Here is an 11989-nt window from a genome sequence, read left to right as displayed (position 1 = left end):
ATCCGGTGATCCCGGTGAACCCGGTGATCCCGTTGAACCTCCTCTCACCTCCCCTCTCCTGACGTATCGTCGGTCCGCGGAAACGTGGTCGGAGGGGATACGGGTGCACCCGGCGAAGGAACGCATCGCGGCGGTTTTCGGGCGGAGTCAGGGCAGCGGATACCTCCTCGCCCCGAACCTGGTCCTGACCGCCGCACACGTGATCGGCGATTGCGCGCACCCGCGCGCGATCGTCCCCGGCGGCACCGGCCAGGTGCGCTGCAAAGCGGTCTGGGCGCGCGACGACAACCGCCGCTGCGACGTCGCCCTGCTCGTCGGCGAGCGCGACTTCGTCCCCGCCGAGGACGCCGAAGCCTTCGAGCCCCTCGTCTGGGGCCGGGCCTACGACCTGCGGGTCTGGCCCGGCGCCCAGGCCGTCGGCTTCCCGCACGTCCAGCGGGACGCGGCCGGCGAGCTCGACACCGAGCAGGTCGTCGGCACCCTCAAGCCCGGCAGCAACCTGCTCAGCGGCCGGCATGTCCTCGACGGCGAGCACGGCCCCCCGCTGCCGCCCGCCGACGGCGGATCGCCATGGGCCGGCATGTCCGGCGCCGCCGTCTTCGTGGACGGCCTGCTCGCGGGCGTGGTCTGCGCCGACCCGCACGGCTGGCGGCACGGCCGCCTCACGGTCACCCCGTCGGCCACGCTCTGGCAGGACTTCGCCTTCCTCAGCGCGTGCCTGCTCGCGGGGCACAAGCCGGAGTCCCGCTCCCTCGCCTCGCCGCGGCAGCTGGAGATCGAGGCCTTCGAGCGGCGCCTGCGCGACTACATCGTCGGGAAGTGCGGCGAACTGACGATCATCGGTCTGACCCTCTCCGACGGCGAGGGCGAGACCTGGCCCCTGGACACCGCCTACCTCAGCCTCGAACTCACCGGAGGCGGCGGCGCGCAGAGCGGCGGCGGCCACGCCGAGGCGCGCGTCCCGGACGAGTGGGCGGCGCAGAACTCCACGCCCTCCCCCAAGCGCGCCGAGGAGGCCCTCGCGGGCCGTCGCCGCGTCCTCCTGCGCGGAGCCGCCGGCTCCGGCAAGACCACGCTGCTGCAATGGCTCGCCACCCTCACCGCCCGCGGCGACCTCCCGCCCGGCCTCGGCCACCTCAGCGGCTGCATGCCGATCACCCTCCCCCTCCGTACGCTCATCCGCCGCGGCGAACTCCCGCAGCCCGAGGAGTTCCTGGCCGCGGCCGCGGGCCCCCTCGCCGGCCTGCCCGCCGCGCAGGGCTGGGTGACCCGGCGGCTCACGGAGGGCACGGCGCTGCTGCTGATCGACGGCGTGGACGAGGTCCCCGAAGCCGCCCGCCGCCGCACCCTCACCTGGGTCAAGGACCTCCTCGCCGCCTATCCCGACGCCCGCTACGTCATCACCACCCGCCCCTCCGCCGTACGCGAGGGCTGGCTCGCCGACGCCGGCTTCACCGAGCTGGAACTGCTCCCCATGAGCCGCGGCGACGTCGCCGCGTTCATCCACCGCTGGCACGACGCGGCCGGCGCCCGCCACCACGAGCCGCTGCGGCACTTCCGCGACGCCCTCACCACCGCCGTCGTCACCAAGCGCGACCTCGGCATGCTCGCCACCAACCCCCTGATGTGCGCCCTGATCTGTGCCCTCAACCGCTCCCGCAAGGGCTATCTCCCGCACGGCCGCATGGAGCTCTACCGCGCCGCCCTGGAACTCCTGCTCGTACGGCGCGACCGCGAGCGGGGCGTGGTGACCGGCGAGGACGGGCCGGAGCTGGAACACGCCCAGCAGGTCGCCCTGCTCCAGAAGATCGCCTACTGGCTGATCCGCAACGGCCGCTCGGTCATCGAGTGGCACAAGGCCGTCGAGATCCTCGACCGGGCCCTCCCCGCGATGCCGGCCGTCGCCGCGCGCGGCGGCGCCGAGGACATCCTGCGCCACCTCGTCCTGCGGAGCGGACTGCTGCGCCGCCCGACGACCGAGACCCTCGACTTCATCCACCGCACCTTCCAGGACTACCTGGGCGCGCAGGCCGCCGTGGACGACTGGGACTTCGACGTCCTCGTCAACCACGCCCACGACGACCTGTGGGAGGACGTCCTGCGCATGGCCGTCGGCCACGCCCCGCCGCGCGCCCGCGCGGAGCTGCTGCGGATGCTCCTGGAGCGCGGCGACAAGGAACCGGCGAACCGGGCGCGCCTCCATTTGCTGGCCGCAGCCTGCCTCGAACACGCCACGGAGGTGGACTGGGAGGTCCGCGCGCGCGTCGAGAAGGCGGCGGGGGAGCTCGTACCGCCGCGGGATCTGGAGGCGGCGAAGGAGCTGGCGGCGGCGGGGCGGGTGGTACTGGACCTCCTGCCCGGCCCGGAGGGGCTTTCGGACGAGGTCGCCCACGCGGTGGTCGTCGCGGCGACGACGGTGGCGGACGAGCGGGCGCTGCCGTTGCTTTCGCGGTACGTGGATCATCCGCACCAGCAGGTGCGGGCGCAGCTGGCATGGGCGTGGGACCGGTTCGAGACGGAGGCGTATGCGGAGGGGGTGATCGGGCGGCTGGCGTACGAGGGCGAGGCCTACGAGGGGCTGGAGTTCGTCGCGAAGACGGAGGAGCACCTTGCCGCGATCAAGCGGCTCGGCGGGCGGCCGCGGGTGCAGCTACGGGACTGGCCGGCCGGCGGGGATCTGGTGGACCTGGCAACGCCGGTGCTCAGTCATGTGACGTTCTGGGGGCACGGGGAGACGGTTGACCTGCGGGTGCTGCGCGGGTGCCCGCCGCTGCGGGGCCTGCGGGTCGTCGACTTCGGGCGCCTCCTCCACCTGGACGCGCTGGACGTGCGGGCCCTGCAGAGCCTGCACTTGTGGCTGGCCGAGCACCTCTACGACTTCGGAACCATGCGGCGCATGACGGAGCTGCGCGAGCTGACGCTGTCCGGACGGGCGGCGACGGCCTCGCTGGGCTCCATGGAGCTGTCCCTGCCCCCGAAGCTCCGGTACCTGAACCTCGGGCCGGGCCCCTCCATGGTCACGCACTTCTGGGGCCTGGAGGGGCACCCGGCGCTGGAGGAGCTGGCGTTCCGCGCCGGCACCGGCTACCGGAACGCGTTCGCCCTGCCGTCCCTGCCGTCCCTGCCGGCCCTGCGGACCCTGCGGATCTGGCGAGAGGACCTGACGGCCGTGACGGCGTGCGGACCCGTCCCGCAGGTGGAGACGCTCAACCTCACCGAGGCGTACGGCATGGCCGGGCTGGGCGGCGTGCGGCACGCGTACCCCGGCCTCAAGGAGCTCCACCTCATCGACCCCGTGGTCGCCGACGGCACTCCCTTCGACCTGGCCCCCCTCGCCGCCCTCGGCCCGGTGAAGCTCGTCGTCCGGCACCCGGGCCCGGTCATCAACCAGGAAGCACTGGCGGAAGGCTGCGAACTGACCCTCATCACCCAGCGGCAGTGAGCACGTCCCTCCACACCCCCCGCAACCCCTCCGCCACCCCCACCGCCGTAAGCGGCGCCTCCCCCAGCTCCCGGGCCGCCAGCCCGTGCAGATACGCCCCCACCGACGCCGCGTCCCGCCCCGACAGGCCCGCCGCCAGCAGTGACCCCGTCAGCCCCGACAGGACGTCACCGCTCCCCGCCGTAGCGAGCCACGGCGTCCCCGTCGGGTTCACCCGTACCGTGTGGTGCCCGCGGCTCCCCGGGGCCGCCGCGATCAGGGTCGTGGAGCCCTTCAGCAGGGCCGTGACCCCGTACCGCTCGGCGAGGGCGCGGACCGCCGCCAGGCGGCCGGACTCGACCCGTTCGCGGGAGACGCCCAGCAGGGCCGCCGCCTCGCCGGCGTGCGGGGTCAGGACGGTTTCCGCCGTCCGGCCGCGCACCGCTTCGGGCGACATCAGCCGCAGCCCGTCCGCGTCGACGAGGACGGGGACGTCCGAGGCCAGGACGTCCTCCAGCGCCTGCCGGGCGTCCGCGCCGTCGCCGAGGCCGGGGCCGACGACCCACGCCTGGACGCGGCCCGCCTTCGACGGGGGGCCGGCCGAGACGAGGGTCTCGGGGAAGCGGGCGATCACGGCGTCCGCGGCGGGGCCCGCGTAGCGGACCGCGCCCGCGCCGCCGTGCAGGGCGCCCGCGACGGCGAGGGCGGCCGCGCCGGGGTAACGGGCCGAGCCCGCGACGACGCCGACCACGCCCCGCCGGTATTTGTCGCTCTCCGCCTCCGGCCGCGGCAGCAGCGCCGCGACGTCCGCGTGCTGGAGGGCCTCGGCGTCCGGCCGGGGCGGCAGCTCCAGCCCGATGCCGACGAGCCGGAGCGCGCCCGCGTGCTCGCGCGCCGGGTCGATGAGCAGTCCGGGCTTGTACGAGCCGAAGGTGACCGTCGCGTCGGCGCGTACCGCCGTGCCCCGTACCTCGCCGGTGTCGGCGTCGACGCCGCTCGGCAGGTCGACGGAGACGATCACCGCGCCGCCGTCCGAGGCGGCCCGGGCGAGCTGGGCCGCGTCGGGGCGCAGGCCGCCCTTGCCGCCGATGCCGACGATCCCGTCGACGACGAGGTCCGCGCCGCGCAACGCCCGGTCCGCGGCCTCCGCGGAGGCGACGCGGCCGCCCGCGGCGAGCAGCGCGGCGAGGCCCTCGGCGTGGGCCCGCTCGGGGTTCAGGAGTACCGCGGTCACCCCCGCGCCGCGCCGGGCGAGCCGGGCGCCGGCGAAGAGGGCGTCGCCGCCGTTGTCGCCGCTGCCGACGAGCAGGGCGACCCGTGCCCCGTACACGCGCCCGAGCAGGCCGGCGCAGGCGGCGGCGAGCCCGGCGGCGGCGCGCTGCATCAGGGCGCCGTGGGGGAGCTGGGCCATGAGCGCGCGCTCGGCGGCCCGTACGGTCTCGACGCTGTAGGCAGTCCTCATGCCCTCAGTCTCACAACGGCGGGCCGTTCACGCCCCCGAAATGACACCCTGTCTCCCTCCCTGAGCCCCACCCCTCACCTCCTCCCCGGCCGTCCTGAGAGACTGACGTGGATGAACGAGACTCCGCTTCGCGCCCGCGAGACCCCGATGCGCGCCCGTGCCCTGGTCGACCTGGCCGCGCTGCGGGCCAACGTGCGCACGCTCAAGGCCCGCGCTCCCCGGTCGCAGCTGATGGCCGTGGTCAAGGCGAACGCCTACGGCCACGGCGCCGTGCAGTGCGCCCGCGCGGCCCGCGAGGCCGGTGCCGAGTGGGTCGGCACGGCCACGCCGGACGAGGCGCTGGCGCTGCGCGCGGCGGGCGACACGGGCCGGCTGATGTGCTGGCTGTGGACGCCGGGCGGCCCCTGGCGCGAGGCCGTCGAGGCGGACGTCGACGTGTCGGTGAGCGGCGTGTGGGCGCTCGCGGAGCTGGTGGAGGCCGTACGGGCCGCGGACCGCCCCGCGGGCCGTCCCGCCCGCATCCAGCTGAAGATCGACACGGGCCTGGGGCGCAACGGCTGCCAGCCCGACGACTGGCCGGAACTGATCGCCGTGGCGCGCGAGGCGGAGGACGCGGGCCTCGTGAAGGTGACCGGCATCTGGTCGCACTTCGCGTGCGCCGACGAGCCGGGCCACCCGTCCATCCAGGCCCAGCTGGGCGTCTTCCGGGACGCGGTGGCGTACGCGGAGCGGCAGGGCGTCGAGCCCGAGGTGCGGCACATAGCCAACTCGCCGGCGACCCTGACGCTGCCCGAGGCGCATTTCGACCTGGTCCGGACGGGCATTGCGATGTACGGGGTGTCGCCGAGCCCCGAGGTCGGCACGCCGCAGGACTTCGGCCTGAAGCCGGTGATGACCCTGTCGGCGTACCTGGCGTCGGTGAAGCACGTGCCGGGCGGCCACGGCGTCTCGTACGGGCACCACTACGTCACCCCGGGCCCCACGACCCTCGCGCTCGTGCCCGTGGGCTACGCGGACGGCATCCCGCGCGCGGGCTCCGGCACGGGCCCGGTCCTGGTGGGCGGCAAGTGGCGGACGGTGGCGGGCCGGGTGGCCATGGACCAGTTCGTGGTCGACCTGGGCGGCGACGACACGGCGCGGGTGGGCGACGAGGCGGTGCTGTTCGGGCCGGGCGACCGGGGCGAGCCGACCGCCGAGGACTGGGCGCGTGCCACGGGCACGATCGCCTACGAGGTTGTCACGCGCATCTCCAATCGGGTGCCGCGCGTCTACGTCGGTGAGAACGTGGACGGATACACGGAGTAGGACCGGTAAGAAGCTGGATCAACTAGTTCAGCTGAATCACCTGAACCAGCTGAACTAGGTGAATCGGCCGGCCCAGCACCACCAGCACCACCACCAGCACAGCCCAGTACGACCAGCACGACGAGTACGCGGACGTGGACATGCCGAAAAACGGGGACACGGGGGCGCGCGATGAGCAGTGACAGCGGGAGCGCGGGCACAGCGGCGGCCGGGGCCGCCGCGACCGCCGGGGCGATCGGAGCCATCGAGGCGATCGGGGCGATCGCCGGGAGCGGCGCGGCTGTGCAGGGCCCGGCCGGCGGCTGGCGGCGCGGGGCGGGGGTCGCGGGCGCGGCCCTGGGCGTCCTGGCCGCGGGAGCCGCGGTCGGCGTGGCGGTCGAGCGGCTGACGGTCGGGCGCGGCATGCGCCGCAAGGCGCGGCTGGCCCTGGACTCGTCGGGCCCGTACGGGACGCTGCGGGGGACGCCGGGCTCGGTCGTCGCGGAGGACGGCACGCGGCTGTACTACGAGGTGGACGAGCCGGGCGAGGGCGAGGCCGCGGGGGGAGCCGCCTCGCGGCGGCTGTTCGGCGGCCGGCGCGGGCCCGCAGCCCCGCCCCTCACGGTCGTTTTCAGCCACGGCTACTGCCTCAGCCAGGACTCCTGGCACTTCCAGCGCGCCGCCCTGCGGGCCGCCGGCGTCCGCGCGGTCTTCTGGGACCAGCGCAGCCACGGCCGCTCCGAGCGCAGCCGTACGGCCGCCGTCTCCATCGACCTCTTCGGCCGCGACCTCCGGGCCGTCATCGACGCCGCCGCCCCCGAGGGGCCGCTGGTGCTCGTCGGGCACTCGATGGGCGGCATGACGACGATGGCGCTGGCCGCGCAGTACCCCGGCCTGATCGCCGAGCGCGTCGTCGGCGCGGCCTTCCTCGGGACGTCCTCGGGCGGGCTCGCGGAGAACACGTACGGGCTGCCGGCCGCCGGGATGAGCCTGGTGCGGCGGCTGGTGCTGCCGGGGGCGTTCAAGCTGATGGCGGCCCGGCCCGAGCTGATCGAGAAGGGCCGCCGGGCCACGGCCGACCTGTTCGCGGGCGTGCTGCGCTGGTACTCCTTCGGCTCGAAGGACGTGGACCCGGCGGTCGTGCGGTTCGCGGAGCGGCTGATCGAGGCCACGCCGGTCGACGTCGTCGCGGGGTTCTACCCGGTCTTCGCCGAGCACGAGAAGCGGGAGGCGCTGTGCGCCTTCGAGCGCCTGCCGGTGGTCATCGTGGCCGGCGACAAGGACCTGCTCACGCCGAGCGAGCACAGCGAGGCCATCGCGGAGGCCCTGCCCGACTCCCGGCTCCTCCTCCTGGAGGACACCGGCCACCTGGTGATGCTGGAACGGCCCGAGGTCGTCACCGCCCAGCTGGCCGACCTGCTCACCGCGGCGGCGGACGGCGGGGCGCTGGGGCGCGGGCGGCGCGCGGCGGCGGGGGCGCGCGGTCGCGCCTGAAACGCGCCGGGGCCGCCCGGCCCCGTACCATCGGCGGGTATGAGCGCCCAGCCTGACATCACCTCCGCAACCACCGCTGAGACCCCCTCCGCAACCACCGCCGAGGCCGCCTCCACCGGGGCCGGCACCGAGACCGAGCTCACGGTCAGGACCGCCGACGCCATGCGGGAGGTGGGCCGCCGGCTGGCCGGCCTGCTGCGCCCCGGCGACCTGGTGCTGCTCACGGGCGAGCTCGGCGCGGGCAAGACGACCCTGACCCGCGGCCTGGGCGAGGGCCTCGGCGTCCGCGGCGCGGTCACCTCCCCGACGTTCGTCATCGCGCGCGTCCACCCCCACCTCGGCGGCGGCCCGGCGCTCGTCCACGTCGACGCGTACCGGCTCTCCGGCGGCCTGGACGAGATGGAGGACCTGGACCTCGACGTCTCCCTCCCCGAGTCCGTGATCGTCGTGGAGTGGGGCGACGGCAAGGTCGAGGAGCTCTCCGAGGACCGGCTGCACGTGGTCATCCACCGGGCGGTCGGCGCGAGCGCCGCGGACGCGGCGGACGTGGCCCACGCCGCGGACGACACGGACGACGTGCGGAGCGTACGGGTGACGGGCGTGGGCGCGCGCTGGGCGGGCGTGGACCTGTCACAGCTGGGCTGAGAGGCACGCGACTCCGGGCCGGGGAAGCCGGGGGAACACGCGCTGCTGTACGCCGTTATACGTTCCGACAAGCCGTCGGCAAGATGTTGCGTCGGCGGCTGCGGGCGTGGTCACATGGTAGGCAGAGACACGGTTAGGTCTACCTAACCTTGCCCAGTTGCCCCCAGGAGGCGCCATGCCGGCCCCAGAGCAGCAGACGCAGTCCGAGTCCGGGACCCGCTCGGAAGAGCGGCCCCCGTCGACGTCGATGCGCGACCTGCTGGCTTCCTGCGCGGCGGCGGACGCGGTGTCGAAACCACCGCGGGCGCCGGAGGCGCCGAGTGACGACGAGCAGGGCCGGGACGCCGCGTAAGAAGCCCTGTCCCGTAACAACAGCCTGTCCGGGGCCTTGAGGACAACGCGCGTCAGCGCGGACAGGGGGGCCGGGGCGCAGCCCCGCGCGCGAGAAAGAGCCTCGCGGGAAAGGTTGCGGCCGGGGAGAAACCCCTACGCGACCACGACCACCTTCGTGCCGTTCAGCGCGAAGTCCCACATGGCACGCCCGTCCGCAGGCGTCTCCCGCACCGCACCCGTCTTCTTGCCCGCGGCCGCCGGATCCGGCAGGGACCCGTCCACCGCCGCGCTGAAGCCGAAGACGACCCCCGCCGGGTTGGTGTGGAACCGCACCACGTGCTCGATGGCCTTGCCGTCGGAACCCGTCCCCGTAGCCGACCGCGAGGTCACCGCGTAGGGCCCCGGCACCGGGTTCACCGCGCTCGGCGCCACCTCGAAGCTGTGCGTCGCCTTGCCGTCGGCGCCGACCAGCCACACCCGCTTCTGCCCGACCGCGTAGACGACCCGCTTGCCCGTACCGGAGCCGGCCGGCACCTCCGGGAGGGCGGCCTGCGCGCCGCTGTCCTTGCCGGAGCCCTCGCCGGTGCCCGCGCCGGCGGGGCCGTCCTTGCCCTTGTCCTCGGCCTTGGCGCCGCCCGAGGCGTTCGCGTTCGCGTGCGAAGCCTGCGGCTTGTCGGGTGCGGCATCGGCCTGGACGGCGAGGAAACCGACTCCCGCGAGGGCCGCCGCGGTGAGCGCGGCCACGATGACCCCCGAGCTGCTGCGTGCCACGGCTGCGCACCCTTCTCTTCCTGCGTATTGCTACCTGCGTACATACGCATACGGCGATGCGGTGACCGTAGCACCCGCGGCCACCCGCCCCGCGCCGCCTGCACCGGGCCGCCGCGCAGCCTCCGCCGGGCCCCCGTGCCGCTCGCGTCCACGACCCCGCGCCGCCTGCGACCGCGCCCCCGGGGGCGCCTGCCCGGCTCCTCGGGAGTCGCCCACCCCACGGCGAGCCGTAGTCTGTCAGTGTGCTGCTGCTCGCTCTTGATACCGCCACGCCCGCCGTCACCGTAGCCCTCCACGACGGCGACAAAGTCGTCGCCGAATCGCGTCAGGTCGACGCGCGCAGGCACGGTGAGCTGCTGCTTCCCTCCGTCGACCGGGTGCTCCGCGAGGCGGGCCACAAGCTGGACGCCGTCACGGACATCGTGGTGGGCGTCGGCCCCGGCCCGTACACCGGCCTGCGGGTCGGCATCGTCACCGCCGCGACCTTCAGCGCCGCGCTCGGCGTGCCCGTCCGCGGCCTGTGCTCGCTCGACGGCATCGCGTACGCGGCCGGGCAGGCGGGCCTGGAGGGCGAATTCGTCGTGGCGACGGACGCCCGCCGCAAGGAGGTCTACTGGGCGCGGTACGCGGACGCCCGTACCCGCGTCACCGAGCCCGCCGTGGACCGCCCGGCGGACCTGACCGAGAAGCTGGCCGGCCTCACCGTCATCGGCGCGGGCGCGGTCCTCTACGCCGACACCTTCACGGACGTACGGGCCGACATGCCCGAGCACCAGTCGGCCGGGGCCCTGGCGGCCCTCGCCGCGGAGCGCCTGCGCACGGGCGGCGAGTTCCTCCCCGACCAGCCGCTCTACCTGCGCCGCCCCGACGCCCAGGTCCCCGCCAACTACAAGGTGGTCACTCCCAAGTGACCACGAACGTGCGTGTCCGTGAGATGCGCTGGTGGGACATCGGGCCGGTGCTGGAGCTGGAGCGCGCGCTGTTCCCGGACGACGCCTGGTCCAAGGGGCTGTTCTGGTCCGAGCTGGCGCACGCGCGCGGCCCGGGCGCCACGCGCCGCTACGTGGTCGCCGAGGGCGGCGACGGCCGCGTCGTCGGCTACGCCGGCCTGGCGGCGATCGACGGCACCGGCGACGTGCAGACCATCGCCGTCGCCCAGGAGCACTGGAGCACCGGCCTCGGCTCCCGGCTCCTGCGCGAGCTCCTGACCGCCGCGACCGACTTCGAGTGCCGCGAAGTGCTCCTCGAAGTGCGGGTCGACAACACCCGCGCCCAGCGCCTGTACGAACGCTTCGGCTTCGAGGGCGTCGGCGTGCGCCGCGGCTACTACCAGCCCGGCAACGTCGACGCCCTCGTGATGCGCCTCTCCGATCCCCTCTCCGCAGTGCAAGGAATGACCCATGGCTCGCAAGGCTGACGAACCCCTCGTCCTCGGCATCGAGACCTCGTGCGACGAGACCGGCGTCGGCATCGTCCGCGGACACACCCTGCTCGCCGACGCGGTCGCCTCCAGCGTGGACGAGCACGCGCGCTTCGGCGGCGTCGTCCCCGAGGTGGCCAGCCGCGCCCACCTGGAGGCGATGGTCCCGACCATCCAGCGGGCCCTGAAGGAGGCGGGCGTCTCCGCCAAGGACCTCGACGGCATCGCGGTCACGGCGGGCCCGGGCCTCGCGGGCGCGCTCCTGGTGGGCGTCTCGGCGGCGAAGGCGTACGCGTACGCCCTCGGCAAGCCGCTCTACGGCGTGAACCACCTCGCCTCCCACATCTGCGTCGACCAGCTGGAGCACGGCCCGCTGCCGGAGCCGACGATGGCCCTGCTGGTCAGCGGCGGCCACTCCTCCCTGCTGCTCGCCCCCGACATCACCTCCGACGTCCGCCCGCTCGGCTCGACCATCGACGACGCGGCGGGCGAGGCCTTCGACAAGGTCGCCCGCGTCCTGAACCTCGGCTTCCCCGGCGGCCCGGTCATCGACCGCTACGCCCGCGAGGGCAACCCGGACGCCATCCGCTTCCCCCGCGGCCTCACCGGCTCCCGCGACCCCCTCTACGACTTCTCCTTCTCCGGCCTGAAGACGGCCGTGGCCCGCTGGATTGAGGCCAAGCGCGCGGCGGGCGAGGACGTACCGGTCGCGGACGTGGCCGCCTCGTTCCAGGAGGCCGTCGTGGACGTCCTCACGCGCAAGGCCGTCCGCGCGTGCAAGGACGAGGGCGTCGACCACCTGATGATCGGCGGCGGCGTGGCGGCGAACACGCGCCTGCGGGCGATGGCGCAGCGGCGCTGCGAGGACGCGGGCATCACGCTCCGCGTACCGCGGCCGAAGCTGTGCACGGACAACGGGGCGATGGTGGCGGCGCTGGGCGCGGAGATGGTGGCGCGGGGGCGCGCGGCGTCGTCGTGGGAACTGTCGGCGGACAGCTCGCTGCCGGTGACGGAGACGCACGTACCGGCGGAGGAAGGCCATGAGCACGGTCACGAGCACGAGCACGAGCACGGGCATGGTCATGGTCATGGTCACTCGCACGCCCATGACCACGACCACGTCCACGAACTGAGCAAGAAGAACCTGTACGAGTCGTAG

10 protein-coding genes are annotated in these 11989 nt (G+C 74.7%); 8 read left to right on the top strand and 2 right to left on the bottom strand.

The window, feature by feature from the left end:
- Positions 1-103 precede the first annotated feature (103 nt).
- Positions 104-3442: an NACHT domain-containing protein gene (locus tag PS271_RS11655; protein WP_398381887.1), complete on the top strand. Its 3339-nt coding sequence runs from the start codon at positions 104-106 to the stop codon at positions 3440-3442.
- On the opposite strand, the gene PS271_RS11650 is transcribed toward PS271_RS11655, so the two are convergent.
- Entirely contained in the window at positions 3426-4883 is a 1458-nt protein-coding gene (locus PS271_RS11650; RefSeq protein ID WP_398381886.1) for an NAD(P)H-hydrate dehydratase, read from the bottom strand. The two genes, PS271_RS11655 and PS271_RS11650, sit on opposite strands and share 17 nt — an antisense overlap.
- A 111-nt stretch (positions 4884-4994) precedes the next feature.
- On the opposite strand from PS271_RS11650, the gene alr reads away from it, so the two are divergent.
- The 4 genes from alr to PS271_RS11630 all read left to right on the top strand — a co-directional run bounded on the left by alr (position 4995) and on the right by PS271_RS11630 (position 8658).
- Positions 4995-6188, top strand: coding sequence for an alanine racemase (alr, locus tag PS271_RS11645; RefSeq protein ID WP_398381885.1), 1194 nt, complete (start codon positions 4995-4997; stop codon positions 6186-6188).
- 171 nt (positions 6189-6359) lie between these two features.
- Entirely contained in the window at positions 6360-7661 is a 1302-nt protein-coding gene (locus PS271_RS11640; protein WP_398381884.1) for an alpha/beta fold hydrolase, read from the top strand.
- A gap of 39 nt (positions 7662-7700) precedes the next feature.
- A complete protein-coding gene (gene tsaE / locus PS271_RS11635; protein ID WP_398381883.1) occupies positions 7701-8306 on the top strand; it encodes a tRNA (adenosine(37)-N6)-threonylcarbamoyltransferase complex ATPase subunit type 1 TsaE in 606 nt (201 codons plus the stop codon).
- A 175-nt stretch (positions 8307-8481) separates the two neighbouring features.
- Positions 8482-8658: a hypothetical protein gene (locus PS271_RS11630; RefSeq protein WP_398381882.1), complete on the top strand. Its 177-nt coding sequence runs from the start codon at positions 8482-8484 to the stop codon at positions 8656-8658.
- A gap of 134 nt (positions 8659-8792) precedes the next feature.
- Here PS271_RS11630 and PS271_RS11625 read toward each other — a convergent pair whose 3' ends face one another.
- Positions 8793-9410 (bottom strand): hypothetical protein, encoded by a 618-nt coding sequence (locus PS271_RS11625; protein WP_398381881.1) that lies wholly within the window; start codon positions 9408-9410, stop codon positions 8793-8795.
- 242 nt (positions 9411-9652) lie between these two features.
- On the opposite strand from PS271_RS11625, the gene tsaB reads away from it, so the two are divergent.
- From tsaB to tsaD, 3 genes are read left to right on the top strand one after another with little or no spacing between them, the layout of a single operon-like run.
- Positions 9653-10321: a tRNA (adenosine(37)-N6)-threonylcarbamoyltransferase complex dimerization subunit type 1 TsaB gene (gene tsaB, locus PS271_RS11620; protein ID WP_398381880.1), complete on the top strand. Its 669-nt coding sequence runs from the start codon at positions 9653-9655 to the stop codon at positions 10319-10321.
- A 23-nt stretch (positions 10322-10344) separates the two neighbouring features.
- A complete protein-coding gene (rimI, locus tag PS271_RS11615; protein ID WP_120756814.1) occupies positions 10345-10827 on the top strand; it encodes a ribosomal protein S18-alanine N-acetyltransferase in 483 nt (160 codons plus the stop codon).
- Positions 10811-11989: a tRNA (adenosine(37)-N6)-threonylcarbamoyltransferase complex transferase subunit TsaD gene (gene tsaD / locus PS271_RS11610; RefSeq protein WP_398381879.1), complete on the top strand. Its 1179-nt coding sequence runs from the start codon at positions 10811-10813 to the stop codon at positions 11987-11989. Before rimI ends, tsaD begins: the two co-directional genes overlap by 17 nt.

The sequence above is a fragment of the Streptomyces sp. SCA2-17 genome, assembly GCF_044336695.1.
Note: the sequence above shows the minus strand (reverse complement) of the source record. Positions and strands in the feature narration are given on the sequence as shown.

Excerpts from the sequence above, each read along its gene's own strand:
- PS271_RS11650 (WP_398381886.1), bottom strand. The coding sequence starts at position 4,883 with ATGAGGACTGCCTACAGCGTCGAGACCGTACGGGCCGCCGAGCGCGCG.
- alr (WP_398381885.1), top strand. The coding sequence starts at position 4,995 with ATGAACGAGACTCCGCTTCGCGCCCGCGAGACCCCGATGCGCGCCCGT.
- PS271_RS11640 (WP_398381884.1), top strand. The coding sequence starts at position 6,360 with ATGAGCAGTGACAGCGGGAGCGCGGGCACAGCGGCGGCCGGGGCCGCC.
- tsaE (WP_398381883.1), top strand. The coding sequence starts at position 7,701 with ATGAGCGCCCAGCCTGACATCACCTCCGCAACCACCGCTGAGACCCCC.
- PS271_RS11630 (WP_398381882.1), top strand. The coding sequence starts at position 8,482 with ATGCCGGCCCCAGAGCAGCAGACGCAGTCCGAGTCCGGGACCCGCTCG.
- rimI (WP_120756814.1), top strand. The coding sequence starts at position 10,345 with ATGCGCTGGTGGGACATCGGGCCGGTGCTGGAGCTGGAGCGCGCGCTG.
- tsaD (WP_398381879.1), top strand. The coding sequence starts at position 10,811 with ATGGCTCGCAAGGCTGACGAACCCCTCGTCCTCGGCATCGAGACCTCG.